Source organism: Paenibacillus sp. JL3B1040, from assembly GCF_057063165.1.
This window is the reverse complement of sequence record NZ_CM169317.1, coordinates 248,290-268,533: the sequence shown is the minus strand read 5'-3', so window position 1 is coordinate 268,533 and position 20,244 is coordinate 248,290. Positions and strand designations below refer to the sequence as shown.

At 53.4% G+C, this 20,244-nt stretch carries 13 protein-coding genes; 2 read left to right on the top strand and 11 right to left on the bottom strand.

All coding sequences use genetic code 11. From position 1 onward, the window contains the following. Position 1 precedes the first annotated feature (1 nt). The 8 genes from ACZF99_RS01225 to rnr form a co-directional block, all read right to left on the bottom strand. Positions 2–2,467 carry a family 43 glycosylhydrolase gene (locus ACZF99_RS01225; RefSeq protein WP_483608354.1) on the bottom strand — a complete coding sequence of 822 codons (2,466 nt, stop codon included), beginning with the start codon at positions 2,465–2,467 and terminating at the stop codon, positions 2–4. Positions 2,468–2,476: 9 nt separating this feature from the next. Further along, positions 2,477–3,316 carry a carbohydrate ABC transporter permease gene (locus ACZF99_RS01220; protein WP_483608352.1) on the bottom strand — a complete coding sequence of 280 codons (840 nt, stop codon included), beginning with the start codon at positions 3,314–3,316 and terminating at the stop codon, positions 2,477–2,479. Between the two features lie 39 nt (positions 3,317–3,355). After that, entirely contained in the window at positions 3,356–4,249 is an 894-nt protein-coding gene (locus ACZF99_RS01215; RefSeq protein ID WP_483608350.1) for a carbohydrate ABC transporter permease, read from the bottom strand. Positions 4,250–4,338: 89 nt separating this feature from the next. Then, the gene (locus ACZF99_RS01210; RefSeq protein WP_483612476.1) at positions 4,339–5,736 is read right to left on the bottom strand and encodes an ABC transporter substrate-binding protein; all 1,398 of its coding nucleotides are present in this window, start codon (positions 5,734–5,736) and stop codon (positions 4,339–4,341) included. Positions 5,737–5,876: 140 nt separating this feature from the next. After that, on the bottom strand, positions 5,877–6,947 hold the full coding sequence (locus ACZF99_RS01205; protein WP_483608348.1) for a GntR family transcriptional regulator: 1,071 nt from the start codon (positions 6,945–6,947) through the stop codon (positions 5,877–5,879). A 552-nt stretch (positions 6,948–7,499) separates the two neighbouring features. Next, positions 7,500–8,660, bottom strand: coding sequence for an IS4 family transposase (locus tag ACZF99_RS01200; RefSeq protein ID WP_483608347.1), 1,161 nt, complete (start codon positions 8,658–8,660; stop codon positions 7,500–7,502). A gap of 477 nt (positions 8,661–9,137) precedes the next feature. After that, positions 9,138–9,611 carry an IS200/IS605 family transposase gene (gene tnpA, locus ACZF99_RS01195; RefSeq protein ID WP_240268557.1) on the bottom strand — a complete coding sequence of 158 codons (474 nt, stop codon included), beginning with the start codon at positions 9,609–9,611 and terminating at the stop codon, positions 9,138–9,140. A 205-nt stretch (positions 9,612–9,816) separates the two neighbouring features. Next, the gene (gene rnr, locus ACZF99_RS01190; protein ID WP_483612474.1) at positions 9,817–12,480 is read right to left on the bottom strand and encodes a ribonuclease R; all 2,664 of its coding nucleotides are present in this window, start codon (positions 12,478–12,480) and stop codon (positions 9,817–9,819) included. 274 nt (positions 12,481–12,754) lie between these two features. Here rnr and ACZF99_RS01185 point away from each other — a divergent pair, with 274 nt between their 5' ends. After that, positions 12,755–14,284 carry a methyl-accepting chemotaxis protein gene (locus ACZF99_RS01185; protein WP_483608345.1) on the top strand — a complete coding sequence of 510 codons (1,530 nt, stop codon included), beginning with the start codon at positions 12,755–12,757 and terminating at the stop codon, positions 14,282–14,284. 158 nt (positions 14,285–14,442) lie between these two features. On the opposite strand, the gene ACZF99_RS01180 is transcribed toward ACZF99_RS01185, so the two are convergent. Next, complete coding sequence (locus tag ACZF99_RS01180; protein WP_483608344.1) at positions 14,443–15,015, bottom strand: hypothetical protein; 573 nt, start codon at positions 15,013–15,015, stop codon at positions 14,443–14,445. Between the two features lie 197 nt (positions 15,016–15,212). Continuing rightward, on the bottom strand, positions 15,213–15,446 hold the full coding sequence (gene secG, locus ACZF99_RS01175) for a preprotein translocase subunit SecG (RefSeq protein WP_483608342.1): 234 nt from the start codon (positions 15,444–15,446) through the stop codon (positions 15,213–15,215). Between the two features lie 276 nt (positions 15,447–15,722). Here secG and ACZF99_RS01170 point away from each other — a divergent pair, with 276 nt between their 5' ends. Further along, the gene (locus tag ACZF99_RS01170; RefSeq protein ID WP_483608340.1) at positions 15,723–17,741 is read left to right on the top strand and encodes a methyl-accepting chemotaxis protein; all 2,019 of its coding nucleotides are present in this window, start codon (positions 15,723–15,725) and stop codon (positions 17,739–17,741) included. A 1,180-nt stretch (positions 17,742–18,921) separates the two neighbouring features. Here ACZF99_RS01170 and eno read toward each other — a convergent pair. Continuing rightward, positions 18,922–20,214, bottom strand: coding sequence for a phosphopyruvate hydratase (gene eno / locus ACZF99_RS01165; RefSeq protein WP_483608338.1), 1,293 nt, complete (start codon positions 20,212–20,214; stop codon positions 18,922–18,924). Positions 20,215–20,244 lie beyond the last annotated feature (30 nt).

Here is a 20,244-nt window from a genome sequence, read left to right as displayed (position 1 = left end):
TCTATCTCTTTACAGCGCTCACTTGCATCTCACTGAAGCTTAACTTCGAATCAATACTTCGAAGGCCCACCCGTCCGTGGAAATAAGGCTCGGGATCCGTATAATCGATAACCGGCTCATCCGCCCCATCCCAATAGACTTGAATGCGGGAACCGGCCATCACGACGCGCAGCGAATAGGTCTGCCCGGGTTCCATCGGGGCGCGTCCGCTGCCCACGGCAATCGATCCGTAATTCAGCTTCAGCAACTGCAGCTGCCCATCGGTAAGGCTGATCGCGTAACCCATCGCCGAGTCCTGGACCTGATGCTCGAAGTAGGATTCGTTCGTCGTGCGGACGAAAACCTGGGCTTCCCCGGTGAAGCTTTCCGGGATGCCGACCTGCACGGACAACGCGTAGTCATCCCAAGCTTCCTCACCGACGAACAAGCGATCATCCGCGATCCCGCTTCCTCTAAACCCGCCGTCAATGGCTTCGAAGGCACCGTAAATATCCTCGGCTTCCACCGCTTCCAACAGATTCGCCCCCGATTTCGGCGCTTTCGCCGATGCATAGAGATCCAACGTTCTGAAGGTCACTTGACCCTTGCGCAATTTAATCTTGAATGTAGGATAGCCTTCCGGAAGCTCCATCGCTCCCAGCTTGATCGTTTTCCAATCCGGCTCTTGATCGGGCGCGATTCGAAACGTCTGCTTCTCGTTCCCGCAGCTCACCTCCACCGTCGCCGCTTCCTTCGAGGTCAAGAGGCGCATCGCCAAACCGTAGGTTCCGGCCTTGGCCACGTTGACCTTATAGGACAGCCAATCCCCTTCCTGCTCCAGCTTCACGAAATAACTGCGGTCCTCCGCCATGCCGATGGACACCCCATCCGTCTTGCGGAACTCCCCTGCGTCGGCAGCCGAATTAACCTTGAAGCCGCGCCCGGCCTCCTTCAAATAATGGACCGCCTCCATAGTGCCCGGTACCGGTTTGTAGACTTCAAAATCGCTGCTCCCGTTCACCTCGTTGGAGAACGCCGTGTAGGAATACGAAGGATCGGCACGGAACGCCGTGTACCCGATTCGACCCGCAACGGCCGCTTCAAGCGGCAAGTTGAACTTCAGCATTTGGTCAAAATAAACGCGAACCGCGCTACCGTCATTTTCCACGCGCACCGTATGAAGTTTCGTAAAGTCGAAATCTTCCGGCAAACGGATGCTGTCAAGCTGATGAGCTTCGCCTTCGCTGACCTGCATCACCGAGAATTCGCCCGTCGCCGGCCGCAAACGCGCCGACCCGTAATTTTCCGAATCGGTATACGAGAAAATCGCCTCCACATAAGCCTGTTCGTCATCGACCGGTTGCACTAGGCTCAGGTTGTATTCGGCGGTAAATCCGGCGTTCGTCTCCGCCTTGCTTAACCATCTGCTTTCACCGCCCGGAATCGTCTCCGCGTCCCACTCCTGCTTGGCGTCCGGCTGATCCAACCGGCTTTGGAAATCCGCCTGTTTCGGAACCGGCTGCTCGCTGTTCGTCGGCCCCAGCACCTCCATCCGGTCGCCGTTAAACACGAGGCGATCGATATCCATCTGCCGCACCGGCGGGCCTTCCGCGGAGCGGCCGACCAAATTGTGATACACCATATAATAGGAATCCAGATCCGGCCCGACGAAGCTCGAGCTGTGCCCCAAGCCAACGAACGAACCGGAGGTGTGAATGATCAACGGATTATTGTCCGGCACCCGATAATCGCCTGTCGGGTCCTCGTGCGCGACCGCGTAGTTTACCCGGTATCCTTTGCTGAATACGTGATTGCCGGTGTAGGTCAGATAGTACGTGCCGTTGCGTTTGATAATTGTGGATCCTTCTGTCCACCCGCCCAGATAAGCGTTGGTCGTAGATCCGATATCCATCGTGTACGGATCCGTCATCGGATGAATGACGATGCCCCGGTCTCCCGCATGCGTGAAATACCATTGGCCGTCATCGTCAATGAAGACCGAGCCGTCGATGCTTAGTCCCAAATTCTCCGTCTGCACCTCAAACGGCCCCGTCGGGCGATCGCTTCGTAAGACGTAGTGTCCGTTACCGGCGGGCGAAGTGTACATATAGAAGAATCCGTTCCAATACACCACTTCGGGCGCATAAGCGCTTGTCGTAATCGGGTCCTCGGTCACCAGGCCCTCGGGTGTCCAATGGATCAAGTCCTCCGAGCTCCAGCCTTTGATCCCGGCCCGGCCGTCCTTGGTGCTGCAATACAGATAATACTTTCCGTCATGGCGAAGAATATAGGGGTCGCCGATTCCGTAATCCTCCCATTCCTCGGGCAACGTAAAAGGGTTCCGATAAGTTGGATCCTGATCGCTATACAATTTGACCTTCACCTCTTCGTTCGAACTGCAAGATCCTAGAAAAAGAGCCAACAAGACGGCCGTGCACAAGGCGGCCAGCGTAAACTTCTTCCTTCTCCCGGACGGCTTGTGATTCATAATCGCACCCTATCCCTTCAAACCGCTGATCGCGAGCGATTCGACGAAATACTTCTGGCAGAAGAAGAACACCAAGATGACGGGAACCATGGCGATTACCGAAGCCGACATAATCAACGGATAATCGGATTGGCTCATATACATCGATTGGAGGGAAGCAATCATGACCTGGATGGTCTGCTTCTCCGGCGTGTGCAGATAAATCAAGGGACCGAGGAAATCGTTCCAGATCCCCATGAACCCCAGCGCGGCCTGAGCGGCAATCGCCGGTTTGGCGATCGGCAGGGCAATTTGCGCAAACGTGCGAAGAAATCCGCTCCCGTCCAGCTTCGCGGCCTCGATCAATTCCGTCGGAATCGAACCTTGCATGAATTGGCGCAGGAAGAACACCACCACAATGTTGCCGAACAGCCCGGGAACGATTAACGGAAGCAACGTATCCACCCACTCCAAATGGGAGAACCCGATAAATTGCGGAATCATCGTGACCGAATACGGAATCATCATCGTTCCCAGCAAACACATAAAGATCGTTTCTTTGAACGGAAAATCCACCTTGGCAAACGCATATGCCGCCATCGTAGAAACGAGTAAGCCGATCGTTAAGACGAACACCACGATCGTCGCGCTGTTCAGAAACCCGTGAAGAATCGGGGCCTCGCTCCAAACCCCTTGGTAGTTGGAGAACGTGACGGGGTCCGGAATCCATTTGGGCGGAAGATCGAACACGTTCTTCTGCTCCTTGAGGGAGGTTGATAGCGACCAAGCCAGCGGAGCCAACATGAGGATGGAGCCAAACAATAAAATAAGGACATTGACGCCAAGGGCAATTCGACGTCTCAGCAGCATAAACACGCCTCCAATGCTAAAGTCTCGGGTAACGCGTTCCTAATCGTTGTACATCCAACGTTTGGACAAACGGAATTGGAGCAGCGTCAGGATGAAGATAATGATGCCAAGCACCCAGGCCAACGAGCTGGCGTAACCCATGTTGAAGTATTCGAATGCATGCTGGTAAATGTAAAAGACCACCGTCGCCGCGCTGAATTCGGGGCCTCCGTCCGCCGCCATGACGTAGATCTGGCTGAACGCCTGGAACGTGCCGATAACGCCCATGACCACGATATAGAAATGAATGTTCGAGAGAAGCGGGAACGTGATTTTGACGAATTTCTGAAACCCGTTGGCTCCGTCCACCTCGGCCGCCTCGTAATAGCTGCTGGAGATCGATTGCAGCCCGGCCAGATAGAGCACCATATTGCCCCCGATGCCGCCCCAGAGGCCCATCAAGATCAAGGACGGCTTGATCCAACGGGGATCGCCGAGCCAGTTCGGTCCGGTGATATGGAACCAATCCCATAACAACTGATTCAGCAGCCCGTAATCTTGGTTTAAGATCCATTGCCACAAGAGGGAGACCGCGATGATCGGCGAGATCACCGGGATGTAGTAGATGGTCCGAAATACCGAGATGCCTTTCATCTTCTGGTTCATAAGGATGGCCAACAGAAGGGAAAGCAACATGCCGAGGGGAATTCCGATCAGCATGAACACCGTGTTGAACAGCGACTTCACCACCTTCTCGTCCTTAAACAAGTCCACATAGTTGGCCAATCCGACAAACTTGGGGGATGAAACCATGTCCCACTGGGTTAAGCTTAATACGGCCGAGGCCATTAACGGAGCAAGGCCGAAAATGAGGAACCCCAGCAGCGGAATGGCGACGAAGCCGTACGCCCACATGATTTCCTTGCGCCGAAAACCGGGGATTTTATTGGTCATGACTCTTCTTCCTTCCCGCGAAAGAATTAAGAGAAGGTGAAAGCAGTACGCGCCCGGCTTCCACCTTCCTTTGTTCGGTTTATCCCGCGTTACTTGTTGCCTTTGTCGTATAGATCCTGCAGCTTAGGCGCCATTTCTTTCACCCATTCCGCCGCCGTCTGCTTGCCGGTCCACACCTTGCTGGCCTCTTGGTTGAAGGTATCCAGCCATTGCGTATCCTTCGAGCCGTATTCGACCGGCGGATGCCCGTAATCGATGATGTCAAGGAAGACCTGCTTGTGCTCCGGCGCCTTGCCGTTGTTTAAGTAATCGTTCTTCGCCATATCGATCAGGTTCGGCACGGCCTGGCCCATCTCCATGTTCTGCTTCTGACCCTCGGGATCCAGGGACAAGAATGCCGCCAAGTTAAACGCTTCCTGCGGATGTTTGGATTTGCCGGAAAGCGCAAAGCCCATCGATCCGAGCCAAGTGGACGTCTTCCCCGTATTCGGACTTGCCGGCCACGGCGCGATATCCCAACCGAAAGGCAGATCCCAGAAGGCCGGCTGATCCCAAGGCCCCAGCGGGAACATGCCGATCTTGCCGGCGACGAACCGCGAATAGCTGTTCATCGCTTTCTCATCGTCCGCGGAAGGGCTGACATGATGTTTCAGATTCAAATCCGCGATGAATTGCATCGCCTCGGCGAACTCCGGCGTGTCCACGGCAATTTTGCCCGTCGCGTAATCGATGTATTGTCCGCCGTTGCCCCATACCGCCGCTTCCAGAGGGAAGCCCGCTCCCCCGAAAATATCGACCTTGCCGTCGCCGTTCGTATCCTGCGTGACCGCTTGGGCCGCCTTCAGGTAGTCGTCCCAAGTCCATCCGCCCGGCTCGGCGGACGGATATTCCGCCCCGGCTTCATCAAAGAGATCTTTGTTATAGGCCATCGCCCATGGGCCAACGTCCTTGGGAAGCCCGTACAAGTCGCCCGTTCCCAGATTCGTACCGTCGTACCGGTACCGGTCGAGCGCTTGCTTCCACACATTGTCTTGATTGAACAGATCCGTACTATCCAAGTAGCTTTGAATGTTGAGAATCGTGCCGGCTTCCGCATATTTGAAAAAGGCCGGTCCGGATAGATAGAAGATATCCGGCGCTTTGCCGGAGGCCACCAGCGTCGTCAGCTTCTGGTTGTATTCCGCAGGCGGCACGCTCGTGTAGTTGACTTTCACGTTCGGGTATTTGTCTTCAAAGGATTGGATCAATGCGGTAAAAATCTTCTTCTCGTTCGGATCCCCGTGACCCATGAAAGAAATCTCCACCTTCTCGTCCGAGTCCGAGGCGGCCTGTTTCCCGTTCGAAGCCGTTTGATTCTGGCTTCCCGATTCCTTCGAGGCATTGGCCGAGTTGGCATTGTTGCCGGAGCCGCACCCTGTAAGCGCTACCAACACGGACATGACCAAAAACACCGCGATGACTGCCAAGCGATTGGTTTTCACGTGCATAACCTCCCTATTAAATTCGTCTTGATGGGAAATCACGATTACGGAATGGCGCGTATCTGCTTATTTTGTAACCGCTTTATATCCGGATTTTAGTATATCCGTTTAGATATTAGTATACTTAATTTAGTATATAATATATTTTATAATTTTAATTCTACGGGCACCGTGACTCTACGCGGATTCGAGCGGCCTTCGAGCTGCTCCAGTAAACAATCCACGGTATGCTTGCACATGGTTTCGATATCCTGCTGCACGAAGTGGACGCCCGGACTTTCCGGCCGATCGAATCCGAAAAGCGCAAATGGCTCCGGAATTGTCTTATGCAATCGCTGCAAAGCTTGGTAAGCATAGTCGGTGAGCCGTGCATTCATGACGAACGCCGCCGTAATCTCGGGATGCGAGCGAAAAAATTCATGGATTATATCCTCGCCGTTGCCGTTATGGATATCGTCGATATTCAGGATGCACCATTGGTTTTTGTTGATCGGCAGTTGATTCTGATAGAACGCCCGTTCAAAGCCGGCCGCGCGGTCTTCGGTTACGGTATTCGTGATCACGGGAGAAATCAAGGCGATTTCCCGGTGCCCCCGGTCCAGCAAATAGCTGACGGCGTCGAAGGTTCCCTTCTCGTTATCCGCACTGACGCTGTAGGTCCGGATATCTTTCAAATAACGGTCGATCAGCACCAACGGAAATTTATCGATGGACAGGCGCAGGATGTCCTCGTTATAATTTTCTTCCTCGGTCGGAAAGATGACCATTCCCTTCACGCCGTTGCGGTTAAACGCTTCGATCGCTTCGCTTTCGTGACGCTGCGATTCCCTGGATATACTGAGCGTCAGCTGATAGCCGGCCGCCCAGGCAAAACGTTCGATATTGTCCACGATCCGCTGTTCCACCTTGGTTTGCAGCGTAGGGATGATCAGACCGATCGTTCCCTTGCGGGAAGCATCCGTGCGTTGCGCGGCACCGGACGCGTTCAAATAACTCCACACCTCGTCATTGACGAAAGTCCCCTTGCCTTGATGCCGCGTGAGGATCCCTTCATCCGCCAGGCCGATCAAGGCGTTTTTGCTCGTGATTTGACTGACATGGTACTTCTCCGCCAGCTCCTTCTCCGAAGGGATCCGGTCTCCCGGCCTCAGTTCCCCGGATTGGATGCGTTCCTTAATATCATCCTGAATCTGTTTATATAAGGGCAGATTTTTCAAATCAGGTCACTCCCCATCCTCGCCGATTATATTAGATATACTTAGTATATGATTTATTTTTCTTTTGTCTATGTCGAAGACGTGAAGTCGCGGAGTGAACCGCCGTTCGAAGGAGCTAACCCCCTGCGGATCGCGCAGGGGACACGACTTTAACGATCACGAAGAACGGGATCACAAGGCGCAATGCCTTGGATGATGTATTGCCCTAGCGAAACTATAGAGGATGAACAAAGTGGCTGCACTCGCCAAGCCTGAACTGAATCTGCCTTGCACGAATCATCGAAATAACTGCGTAGATGCCGTTATTTCCTCACAACCTGATCTCAATTGGCTAAATAGTTGCGTATATACCGTTATTTTCTGCGATTTTGAGAAAATCGCACTAGCCTTGCATAGAAGCTGACATGGATTGGATTAAGAATCAAAAGTATACATGAAATGTATCTAGATCAAATATTTTGCAGTTAGTTATCCAGGCTCATCGCCAAAAAGTCGATCTCCCTGTAAGCATAGGATCATGTTACCAATTATTGTATATATGCCCTTGTGTAACTATTTCTTGATCAATTTTACGGTCTTGTGCACCTTAGGATGCTTTCGAGGGCGACCGAGCTTCTTTTTCTTACGCCTACCAAGTGAATGCTTGGTCGGCTTGCGGTTCAATCGCTCCACAAATGCAGTCCATGAGGATGTTATATACGCTCGCAGCATCTTCAAAAAGGACCACAAGCGCTGAGGGGGTGCGGACTCTTGATGAATCAACTGCAGTAAGGCATGAGCAATCATCGCCAAATAGATTTGGTTCCACACCGCCTCTGGCTTGTAGCTGTATAGATGAACAAGACTTACATGTTGTTTCATCCATTTGAAAAACAGCTCGATGGCCCAGCGCCCACGATAGATGTCACTGATCTGTACAGCTGCTCGATCCCATACGTTTGTCAGAACCCGGTACAGACGTTCTTTGTCATCGATGTATTCCACCAATCGCAAAGAAACCTCCACTTGTTCTTTCGTTTCTTTATCCGTGTAGGATACGGTGACATCGGCATCGCGAAGGATCGAAGGGAACTCGGAAACATCGCGTTCTTCCTTCACAACGGTTCGGCTGTTTTTCTGGATACGTGCGACGAAGCGAATATTGTTTTCTAACCAATGCTTGAATTGGCTATACACAATGTAACCGCGGTCCATCACATGAATCGCCTTGGGATCGACGACGAGATCCAGCGCGACTTCCGAGTCTGCGACGCCTCGAGTGGAACAGACCATCTGATCGCAATAGCAGAGGCCTGGGCGGGCTAATACGACACTCGTATGAATCTTAATGCCATTGCTTGTCTGTGAATTATAAGCCCATTTACCCGCCATCTCTGGAAGAGACAACACCGTCGAATCGATGATGCGCAGCTTTCCGAGATGAGCCTCTTTTTGCGCTGAACAAACCTGATTTTGCTTAGAGATCAATTGGAACCAAAGCTCTTGCAGTTCCACTAATGGAAGTGCGTTTAAGGTCCGGTCAATCTGAGAAGCGCTGATGCGGACAAGACCAATATCTTGTTGTAACTGCGGATTCGCATCGAGATGAAGGCTAATGGCCTCCAAATCGCTACGTTGGCTTAATTGGGCTTCGATCAACAGCTTAACCGCTTTGACGAAAGTGAACTTGCGACGATAATTAAACAACGGAAAATGATCGTCGGATAAATCCATGTAATCTAGGCATTTACAAATGACGGTCTGATCTGGTACATTACCCATGGTGAGCTCCTTTTGTGAGAGGAATGGGTAACATGCCTATCCTTCAACATTAGGAGTTTTTTTATGGATTTCCAGAGTGATTCCATCAATTTCTTCAATATTTAGGAATTTGTGAGAATATTATTTTTCTTATGTCAGGTTTGGTGCAAGGCTAGTGAGAAAATCGGCCTTTTTCTTGGGAATAACTGCGTTCTTGCAACTATTCCCGGAAAAACTCGAGAATCGGTGAAAATAGCTGCACGCCTGCAATTATTCTCACCACCGGCAGGTACAACCACTGCGTACCGAATCATAACCACCCGTCCAACGGGTGGTTTGCTCTTGGGGTATAACCCCCTGTTGCCAAACTGCGCCTAAAGACGCTAGCCTGACAATAAAATTGTTCAGGCTCAGTGTATTTTGTCACCTTCACTTACCAGTTAAACTGGTTTACTTCTTCTTGCCACCGTTACTGCTGAACGGATCTTCATATTCTTTTACACTCAGCTTATCCATCGCCTGGTCGTGTACTTCTTGTTCACGAATATACTTTGCTACGGTAGCTTCATTCAGTCCCACTGTACTCACATAATATCCCTCCGCCCAAAATTTTCGGTTCCCGTATTTATACTTTAATTGGGCATGTTTCTCAAAGATCATGAGGGAACTTTTTCCCTTCAGATATCCCATGAAAGATGACACGGATATCTTTGGTGGAATGGCTACCAACATGTGTACATGATCCGGCATCATATGACCTTCTAGAATCTCCACGCCTTTATACTTACATAGACGTTTGAAAATTTCGATCAAGTCTTTCCTCACTTGATTATAGATTTCTTTCCGTCTATACTTCGGGGTGAACACAATATGGTATTTGCACATCCACTTTGTGTGAGCAAGACTGTAGTTCTTGTTTGCCATCTAAGACCATTCCTTTCATTGAGCCTGAACATCTCAATTTTATCGGGATGGTCTTGTTGGTCAAACCCTCGTTCCCTCCACCCGCATAGCGGGTGGTTTTTTGTTTCGCACGCTTCGCGTACTCAACTGGCTAAAGCCTAAACAAAAAAAGCCGATCCGGAAATCCCCTCCGGATCGACTTGTTCTCATGCTGCTCGTTGCTCGCTCACTTCTTCTTGCCCTTGCCGCCGCCCCGCTTGCGGCTCGGGGCGGCCTCCCCGGCGCCCGCGTCCCGGGCGCCGACGAAGATCCCGCTCGCGGACGTCTTCTTCCGCCGCGAGCCCGGGCCCTTGCCCTCGCCGGTGCGGTATCCGCGACCGGCATCGCGCGCGACGGAGACCGTCCCGGAGGCATAGCCTCCCTTGCCGGAGCCGAAGCCAAAAGCGGGCGCGCCGTCAGCCGCGTCGCCCGCGTCCTCGCCCGCGCCGCTGTCCGCGCGGGCCTCGGCGCTGCCAAGCGCGACGCCGCCGCTGCCTTTGGCAGCTCCGCCGCGCTTGGCGCGCTTCCCGCCGGGGGCGCCCGCCCCGGCGGCTTCGCCCTCGGCGCCGGCGGCGCCCGCCGCCGCTCCGGCCCGGCCGGGCTTGCCAGCGCCGCGGCCGCCCTTGCCTTTGCCGGCGGCTTTGCTGCCGCCTTTGCCCGGCTTGCCGCCGCGGCCACCGCCGCCCCGGCCGCCGTCAAAGGCCCCGCGCCCGCCGCCGGCGAACTCGCCGCGCGGCCGCGGCTTCATGTCGACCATCTCGAAATCGATCGTATGGTCGTCCATGTTCACGCGGGCCACGCGGATCTTGACCTCGTCGCCGATCCGATAGATCTTCGACGTGCGTTCCCCGATCAGCGCCATATGCTGCTCGTGGAAATGATAATAATCATCCGTCATCGCGCTAAGCCGGATCAGCCCTTCCACCGTGTTGTCCAGCTCGATGAACATGCCGAAGCTCGTTACGCTGCTGATGATGCCGGGGAATTCCTCCCCGACCTTGTCCAGCATGAACTCCGCTTTCTTGAGCTGTTCCGTATCGCGCTCCGCCTCCACGGCAATGCGCTCCCGCTCGGACGATTGCTGCGCGATATCCTGCATGCGGCTGGCCAGATATTCCATCCGCGCCTCGCTCAGCGTCCCGCCGCTTTCGATCACCTCGCGGATCACCCGGTGGATCACCAGGTCGGGATAACGCCGGATCGGCGACGTGAAGTGCGTGTAGAACTCCGCCGCCAGCCCGAAGTGCCCGGTGCTTTCCGCGTCGTATTTCGCCTGCTTCATCGAGCGCAGCATCATCGTGCTGATGACCGTCTGCTCCTTCGTGCCTTGGATGTCCTCCAACAGCATCTGCAGCGCGCGCGGATGCACTTTGTTGCCTTTGCCGCCTTTGACCGCATACCCGAAGTTGGCGACGAACGCCATGAAGTTCATCAGCTTCTCCTGATCCGGGTCTTCGTGAATCCGATAAATGAACGGCACCTTCAGCCAGTGAAAATGCTCCGCCACCGTTTCATTCGCCGCCAGCATGAATTCCTCAATAATCTGCTCGGCGATGGAACGCTCGCGCTTCACGATGTCGACCGGCTTGCCGCTCTCGTCGACAATCACCTTCGACTCCTCGAAATCGAAGTCGACCGCCCCGCGCCGCATGCGGTTTGCCCGCAGCTTCAGCGCCAGCTCCTTCATCAGTTGGAACGTCTCGACCAGATCGGCGTAACGCTCCGTCACCTCCGGGTCTTCTCCCTGCAAGATCTTGCGTACATTGGTGTAGGTCATCCGTTCCTTCGTGCGAATCACGCTGGTGAAAATATCGTGATTGACCACCTTCATCTGCTCGTTGAACTCCATTTCGCAGGACAACGTGAAGCGGTCCACCTTCGGATTAAGCGAGCAAATCCCGTTCGACAGCCGGTGCGGCAGCATCGGAATGACGCGATCGACCAAATACACGCTGCAACCGCGGTTATAGGCTTCCTCATCCAGTTTGGAATTCTCCCGCACGTAATAGCCGACATCGGCGATATGCACGCCCAGCTTGATATTCCCGTTCGGCAAGCGCTCCACGTTGACGGCGTCGTCCAGATCCTTCGCGTCCTCGCCGTCGATCGTGACGATTACCTTATCGCGCAAATCCCGTCGCCCCTGGCTGAGAATCTCCGCCTCGTCGATCATGTCGGGCGCCTCCTGCGCTTCCGCCATGACTTCGTCCGGGAACGCCTCCGGCAGCTGATGCTTGCGGATGATCGACAGGATGTCGACGCCCGGGTCGTCCTTGTGGCCCAGAATTTCGATCACCCGGCCAACGGCGGCAGACCGCCCCTCCGGGTACTCCACAATTTCGGCAACGACCTTCTCTCCGTCAACCGCCCCGCCAAAGCCTTCCTGTGGGATGAATAAGTCCTTGTTGATCCGCTTGTCGTCCGGGATCACGAAGCCAAACGATTCATTGTTCTGGAAGACGCCGACGACCTGGGTGACGGCGCGGTGCACGATGCGCACGACCTCGCCTTCCAGCTTGCCGCCGCCCGCGCTTTTCGAGCTCACGCGCACCAGCACCGTATCGCCGTTCATCGCGCTCTTCAAATCGTTGGCATGGATGTACACGTCCGGATGGTCGCGATCCTCCGGGATCAGAAACGCAAATCCCTTGGGATGGGCCTGCAAGCGCCCGCGCACCAAGTCCATCCGTTCCGGGACGCCGTAACGATGAGTGCGGGTTAAGATTATTTGTCCTTCCTGCTCCAGCCGGTTCAGCAATTTCAGGAACTCTTTGAAATCGCCGGCATCCGTGATGCCGAAATGCTCCTCAAGCTCCTGATACGTCATCGGTTTATACGCGGTTTCCCGCATAAAAGCGAGCAACTCTGCTTCCGTAATTAATTTCAAATGATTTCACCTCAAACCCGGCTTGTCCTGTCGAGGCCGGGGGTATTATTTTAATCCGGATTTCCACGATATTCCTCATCCGTTTATCCCCTAGTATACACGAATTTCGCGATTGGCATCCGTTTTCGCCCGGGTTTCCCGTGAAATCGCATGGTTTTCATGAAAGAAGCTTAATTTTCACGAAAACGATGCCGACAATATAAAGGAAGAATTCCACGAATTAGGAGAGGGAGAAGGTATGGAGAACAATAGCATTCTGCAACGGCGCAATAAGTTATTCGTCAAAATCATCTGGGGAATGGTCGCCCTCGGCGTCCTGACCGACATCATGATCCAGGTCGATCGCAAAGTCCTGTTTACATTGATCCTCGTCGGCGGAATTTGCTGCTCCATCGCGACCTACATGACTTACGCAAACAAAGGCACGCGTTACGTCATGTTCGTCATTCCCGCAATTGCCTCGCTGCTGACGTTTCTGCTGATCTACCACGATCCCGATCCGATCGTCAGCACGTACCTGCTCGTCTACGTGACCCTCGGCATCATGACGTTATATTCGAATTATAAGCCGATTCTTTTCGCGGGCGTGTTGGGTATGGGGATCACGGTTTATTTTTTCAACATTCCCTTCTACCATGATAAATTATTCCCCCGGGAGTCGCTCAGTTATCTGCTGCTGTTCCTGGGATTCACGACGGTGGCTTTGGTATTTGCCGCCCGATTTAGCGAACGCCTGCAAAAAGACGTATTGGCCAAGCAGCAGGATACCGCCGAGGCCAAACACCGCAGCGACGAGCTGCTGACGAATTTGCAAGCCTCGCTGGACGTGCTGGGCCGCCTAAGCACGCAGTTGCGGGAGAACGTGAACGTCACCGGCTCGATCTCCAAGGAGATTACGACGACCTTCGGCAGCGTCTCCTCAACCCTGGAACGGCAGACGCTGGGGCTGCAGGAAACGACTCAATCCGTGCAAGAGGTAGGCGGAGCCGTGGAGGTCACGGCCGAGATCACCGCCCGTCTTCAGGAGCTGTCGGCGGATATGCTTCAGAATACGGAAGCCGTCGGAGCCAAAATGAATTCCTTATCCGTCCATATTCAGCATTTGCAGCAAGTCATAGCCGTTACGGTCACGCAAATGCAGCAGCTTCGCGACCAGAACGAGCAGATCAGTCAAATCGTCGAGACGATTCACGGCATCTCCGCGCAAACGAACCTGCTGGCGATGAACGCCGCCATCGAAGCGGCCCACGCCGGAGAACACGGCAAAGGATTTGCCGTCGTCTCCTCCGAGATTCGCAAGCTGGCGGAGAACTCGCAGCAGGCCACCGAACGGATTAACGACATTCTGGCGGACGTGATCGGGCAAATCAACAATGTGGCCGAACAGATCACGCTGGGCTCCGCCGCGATCCATACTGGGCAAGAAGAAGCGCAGGAAGCCCAAAGCTACGTGGATAAAGTATCCGGCAGCGCCCGCCTGGTCAATCAGCAATCCGGCGAGGCGGACCGTTCGGTACGGCAAATGCAGGATCGATACGCCAGCATTATGGCGGAAATTATGGAGCTGGCCGAAAGCACCGAGCACAACATGAGCGCGGCGCAGCAAATTTTAGCGGGAATCGAAGCCCAGGACGGCAAAATCCACGAGATCGTTAGCCACTATCAGGATCTTGACGCCTTGATTCTCTCGCTGTCGGCTACCGCTGCGGGGGAGACGGCGCAGGAAGCGAAGGGGGCCGCGTTGCCGTCGCCCGCTCCGGTGTCCTAACGGAACCTTCACCGGTACCCGCCGCCCGGAAGGCAGAAGCCGTTCAAATTCAAGAAGCCGCCGTTCCGGCCGACTCCGACACCGTCAAGGAACCAGTTCCGGCCGATTCATCGGGACGAAAAAGGCTTGCCCCCGGGCAAGCCTTTCGCTTCATGGATTTATGTAGATAAAACCGTTTCTTGATTCGAACATTCCAGCGTATCCATATACCACGCGTAACGTTCCTGATGCTCGTAGAACTCGGCCGCATGAATAATGGCCGGTACGACGTCGTCTCCTTTGTAGAATCGACGTTCCCCGACCTGAGACATCGGGACGTGGAAGGAGATGCGAAGCGCCCGGAACAGCGTGGGCTCAAGCAGGGTGACATAATGACGAATCCCGTTCTGCCGGGCAAATAAGACGATCGTTGCGAGCAACCGGTTCAGGTTCCGACCGCGATGCCGCTTCAACAGCGCCACCTTATCGACCTCGGCGATTTCTCCCGGGCCCGACAGCAGGACGGCCGGGTGATCATCGAACGGCGCCAGCCTGCTCAAGGGCTCGTCCGATCGCGGCACGTACGGTTTGAATTCTACTGTCCCTACCGGCACCCTCGCGGCGTCGTAAACGAGGCAACGTCCTAAAACGTTGTCGGTAAATTCCGGTTCATAGCCTTTTTCCATCCAGGCCTCCATCCAAATCGAGTGAAACAAGGTTCCTTCCTCCAGTGTTTCCACCAGCTTGTACAATTTCCTTCCTCCCCTCATTGTCTGTACCAAAATTGTAATATTTTTACCTTTGACCGACCACGAAAATACTACATAATCTAGCATTTATTGCTATTATATTCCTTTCAATATTGTTACAATTTGTTTTCAGAAATGATGCAAAAAAAGCCCCCGTCTCCCGAAGGAAACGAGGGCTTGCTCTGACTAGAAATTAAAGGCTATTCCAAGACGACAGCAACCACGATCGACAATACGAAGAACCCGACGGCCAATCCGACCGTAACCCGTTCCAGGACGAGCTCCATGCCGCGCGCTTTCGTTTTTCCGAAAAGATGTTCAGCACCCCCGGAGATGGCACCGGAAAGACCCGCGCTCTTCCCTTTCTGCAGCAACACGACTGCGATCAAACCGATCGAGAAAATAACGAGCAATACCTTCAGCAAAATATCCATTCAATCCACCTCCTAAGTGAGAACATCCTTCATCTATCCACAACTCGAAATTTACGATGTAAAAACAGCATTATTATTGTACCATAGCAGTTCCGGAATAACAACTATGATTCATATAAACCGAATGACCTACAACAGTCAACGAATTTTGTCATTATTCCCCATAAAACGATGAAAATCGTGTTCCATAGTTCTCTTTATTGTGCCAATTGGCTCCTTTTTTTCGTGATACGATGAACTTAAGTCATATTTTCACAAGCTTCAGGAGGGTAATTTATGTTCAAGTTCAAGAAAGAGAAACGCGAGTCCCAAGGGAAGTCCGGATCTTTTCAACGGAAGCTGTTGATCATTATTCTTGCGACCTCTCTCCTCCCGCTCCTCGGCGCCAGCTTATTTTTCGTCAGCTATTTCGGGAACGTCATTACGCAAAACAACGAGAAATTGGTCCAAACCACGCTGGATCTGAACATCGCCAAAATCGACGAATGGATCTCGGGCAAATCCAAAGCCGTTGAGAATTTAATCCAGCAAGAGCCGGAATTCCAGACCTTCCGTCCGGACCGGATCTTCCCGATTCTGAACATACTCGAGCAAAGCGACGGACAGTCGGAAGGCTTCAGCATCATCGACAAAAACGGGACGCTGACGAACATGCTCGGCATGACCGCGGATTCTTCCCAGAGCCCTTATTTCATCGAGGCTAAGAAGAACAATGCCACCGCTTACGCCGAGATGAGTTATCTCGAGCAGTTGGATAAGTACTTTATCGCCGCCATGGTTCCCGTAAACGACAAGAACGGCCAGTTCCTGGGCGGGGTTGCCTTCTCCGTAACCCCGGATGTGCTGTCCCAACTGAGCGGCAAAATCAAGATCGCCGAAACCGGTTACGCCTACGTTATCTCTGATACCGGCGTATATTACAGCTATCCGGATACCGAACGGTTCAACAAGAACATCATGGATTACGCCAAGACCCCGGAGCTGAAAAAAACCGTCAAAACGATCCTCGACCAACCAGACGGGCACATCACTTACCGCGACGAGTCGGGGAAAGAAGTGATTACATACTTCGGCACGGTTCCAAGCACCGGTTGGAAGATGGTGATTACCGTTCCGACGAGCGAAATTTTCGCTGAAGTGAACAACGCCCGGAACTTATCCATCGCCATCGCGATTGCCACCGTCATCCTCGTCTCCGTGATCGCCTTTTTCCTGGCGCGCCAAATCGTGAAGCCGATCCGCTCGGTCTCCGCCGTCATGAAGAAAGTCGCCGACGGGCAGTTGAACGAGCGGGTGAAGGTAAGCTCGAAGGACGAAATCGGGCAGATGAGCGGCAACATCAACCTGATGATCGACTCCCTGGCGACGATGGTGAAGCAGATTGATCATACGATCGGCGAGGTCGCGAGCGCTTCCGACGAATTGCTGAACGCCACCCGTCAATCGACCGAAGCGACCGCGGAGATTACGACCGCGATCCAAGGCGTTGCCGGCGGCACCGAAACCCAGTTGATGGGCGCGGAGCAATCGGCGCGGGCAACCGAGGAGATGGCCGTGGGCGTCCAGCGGATCGCCGAAGCGTCCGGCAGCGTCTCCGAGCGGGCCGATGCGGCCGCCAGCGAGGTGGAGAACGGCTATGTGCAAATTCAGTCGGCCATCGAGCAAATGGCCCATATTCAGTCGACCGCGAATCAAACCGCGACCGATATCGAACGATTGACCACGCATTCCAACGAAATCGGAGAGATCGTGAACGTCATTTCCGAGATCTCGAACCAGACGGCCCTGCTGTCGCTGAACGCTTCTATCGAGGCGGCGCGGGCCGGCGAGCAGGGACGAGGCTTTGCCGTCGTCGCCGGCGAGGTCAAGAAGCTTGCGGAGCAGACCAGCCAATCGATCGCCCATATCGTCGAATTGATCCAGTTCATCCAGGGCTCCACTTCTCAAGCGGCGGATTCGGTAAAGAACAGCATCGAGGAGATCAACAAGGGCATCCACCGGATGGAGAACGTCGGACAATCGTTCGGCCAGATTCGCGAGTCGATCCATCACGTCTCTTCGCAAATTCAGGACGTCTCGGCAACGACGCAGCAAATCTCCGCAGGCACCGAAGAAATCGCCGCTTCGGTCGGCGACATGCTGAACACCGCCAAGGACTCGGCGCTTAGCGCGCAATCGGTAGCCGGCTCCTCGGAGGAACAGGCGGCGATCATCAAAGACATCGAGGCTTCGGCTCAATCGCTGAACCAGTTGATGAACGAGTTGAAGGAACAAATTCGGGTGTTTAAAGCTTAAGACCGCGCGCGTAAACGCACGTTATTTATGCTGAGATTTGTCACGATAACTACACTAACTTGTGAAAATATGAGCAAAACCATTCAAGGACGCCTGGAGTTTCCGGCGTCCTCTTTTTTTGAGCTTCCTTAGTTACCCTGGCATTGCACGACATGGCTTCCACCTTCGCCCAATCTCCGCGCAATAACGTTACTTTTTCACCTTATTTCCTCACCTTTGTCCAATTTGAACGAAATAGAGGGATTCTATCACCTTAAGTCACTCCAACTGCCCGCATTTCCCCCAATCTCCGCGCATTAGCGTTACTTTTTCACCTTATTTCCTCACCTTCGCCCAATTTGAGCGAAATAGAGGGATTCTATCACCTTAAGTTACTCCCAAGGCCCACATTTCCCCCAATCTCCGCGCAATAGCGTTACTTTTTCACCTTATTCCCTCACCTTTGCCCAATTTGAGCGTAATAGAGTGATTCTATCACCTTATGTTACTCCAACTGCCCGCATTTCCCCCAATCTGCAAGCAATAGCGTTACTTCTTCACCCTATTTCCTCGCCATTGCCCAATTTGAACGAAATAGAGTGATTCTATCACCTTATGTTACTCCCAAGGCCCGCATTTCCCCCAATCTCCGCGCATTAGCGTTACTTTTTCACCTTATTTCCTCACCTTTGCCCAATTTGAGCGTAATAGAGGGATTCTATCACCTTAAGTTACTCCCAAGGCCCGCATTTCCCCCAATCTCCGCGCATTAGCGTTACTTTTTCACCTTATTTCCTCACCTTTGCCCAATTTGAGCGTAATAGAGGGAATTTATCACCTTATGTTACTCCAACTGCCCGCATTTCCCCCAATCGCCAAGCAATAGCGTTACTTCTTCACCTTATTTCCTCACCTTTGCCCAATTTGAGCGTAATAGAGTGATTCTATCACCTTAAGTGACTCCCAAGGCCCGCATTTCCCCCAATCGCCAAGCAATAGCGTTACTTCTTCACCTTATTTCTTCACCAATCGCCGAAACGCCGTAAGTAGAGTGATTTTTTACCGCTACTTCGCGAAAATTCCGCCGCCTATTCGCTATGCCGCAAAGAACGTGCCGCCCCAACTACACCAACAAGGCCCCCTGCATGTAAATCGCAGGGGGCCTTGTTAGGGTTAGGCCGGTATGAATCGGCCGTCCTTCTTAACGATGTTCCTTCAGGTTGTAGAAGGATCTCAAGCCGTTGTATTGAGCGAGGTCGGCCAATTGGTCTTCGATGCGAAGCAATTGGTTGTATTTCGCGATACGGTCCGTACGGGAAGGAGCACCGGTTTTGATTTGGCCGGCGTTCGTTGCCACGGCGATATCGGCGATCGTGCTGTCTTCGGATTCGCCGGAACGGTGCGATACAACCGCGGTGTAGCCAGCGCGCTTGGCCATTTCGATGGCGTCGAACGTTTCGGTCAGCGTACCGATTTGGTTTACTTTGATCAGGATCGAGTTGCCGATGCCATCTTTGATCCCTTTATACAAACGTTCCGTGTTGGTTACGAACAGGTCGTCACCTACGAGTTGGATTTTGCTGCCCAGTTTCTCGGTCAGAAGTTTCCAACCTTCCCAGTCGTCTTCGGCGCAGCCGTCTTCGATCGTGATGATCGGATATTTGTCTGCCCAAGAAGCAAGCAGGTCTACGAACTCAGCGGAAGTAAAGGATTTGCCTTCGCCTTCCAGATGGTATTTGCCGTCTTTGTAGAACTCGGTGGAAGCGACGTCCATCCCCAAGAATACGTCTTTACCTGGCGTATAGCCGGCTTTCGTGATCGCCTCCATAATCGAGGACAAAGCGTCTTCGTTGGAAGTGAAGTTCGGAGCAAAGCCGCCTTCGTCGCCTACAGCCGTGTTCAGGCCTTTTGCTTTCAGAACGGATTTCAGGTTGTGGAAAATTTCCGCGCCTGTGCGAAGAGCTTCTTTGAAGGAAGGAGCGCCTACAGGCAGGATCATGAATTCTTGCACGTCAACGTTGTTGTCGGCATGCGCGCCACCGTTCACGATGTTCATCATCGGAACCGGAAGCTGCTTCGCGTTAAATCCGCCCAGGTAAGCGTACAACGGCAGGTCCAGAGCGTCTGCGGCAGCACGAGCAACTGCCATCGAAACGGCCAGGATCGCGTTGGCGCCCAGTTTGCCTTTGTTTGGCGTGCCGTCCAGCTCGATCATCATTTTGTCGATGCCGACTTGGTCCAGCGCGTCCATGCCAATCACTTCAGGAGCGATGATCTCGTTTACGTTCTTCACGGCGTTCAATACGCCTTTGCCGAGGTAACGGGATTTGTCGTCGTCGCGAAGCTCTACGGCTTCATGCGCGCCGGTGGAAGCGCCGGAAGGAACAATCGCGCGGCCCATCGCGCCGGATTCGAGATAAACTTCAACTTCAACGGTAGGGTTCCCGCGGGAGTCCAGGACTTCGCGAGCGTATACGTCAGAAATAATCGTCATTAGAATACAGTCTCCTTTGTAGTGGTATTT

What these genes read in the sequence shown, in the direction of transcription:
- ACZF99_RS01225 (WP_483608354.1), bottom strand. Translation starts at nt 2,467, where the DNA reads ATGAATCACAAGCCGTCCGGGAGAAGGAAGAAGTTTACGCTGGCCGCC.
- ACZF99_RS01220 (WP_483608352.1), bottom strand. Translation starts at nt 3,316, where the DNA reads ATGCTGCTGAGACGTCGAATTGCCCTTGGCGTCAATGTCCTTATTTTA.
- ACZF99_RS01215 (WP_483608350.1), bottom strand. Translation starts at nt 4,249, where the DNA reads ATGACCAATAAAATCCCCGGTTTTCGGCGCAAGGAAATCATGTGGGCG.
- ACZF99_RS01210 (WP_483612476.1), bottom strand. Translation starts at nt 5,736, where the DNA reads ATGCACGTGAAAACCAATCGCTTGGCAGTCATCGCGGTGTTTTTGGTC.
- ACZF99_RS01200 (WP_483608347.1), bottom strand. Translation starts at nt 8,660, where the DNA reads ATGGATTTATCCGACGATCATTTTCCGTTGTTTAATTATCGTCGCAAG.
- tnpA (WP_240268557.1), bottom strand. Translation starts at nt 9,611, where the DNA reads ATGGCAAACAAGAACTACAGTCTTGCTCACACAAAGTGGATGTGCAAA.
- rnr (WP_483612474.1), bottom strand. Translation starts at nt 12,480, where the DNA reads ATGCGGGAAACCGCGTATAAACCGATGACGTATCAGGAGCTTGAGGAG.
- ACZF99_RS01185 (WP_483608345.1), top strand. Translation starts at nt 12,755, where the DNA reads ATGGAGAACAATAGCATTCTGCAACGGCGCAATAAGTTATTCGTCAAA.
- secG (WP_483608342.1), bottom strand. Translation starts at nt 15,446, where the DNA reads ATGGATATTTTGCTGAAGGTATTGCTCGTTATTTTCTCGATCGGTTTG.
- ACZF99_RS01170 (WP_483608340.1), top strand. Translation starts at nt 15,723, where the DNA reads ATGTTCAAGTTCAAGAAAGAGAAACGCGAGTCCCAAGGGAAGTCCGGA.
- eno (WP_483608338.1), bottom strand. Translation starts at nt 20,214, where the DNA reads ATGACGATTATTTCTGACGTATACGCTCGCGAAGTCCTGGACTCCCGC.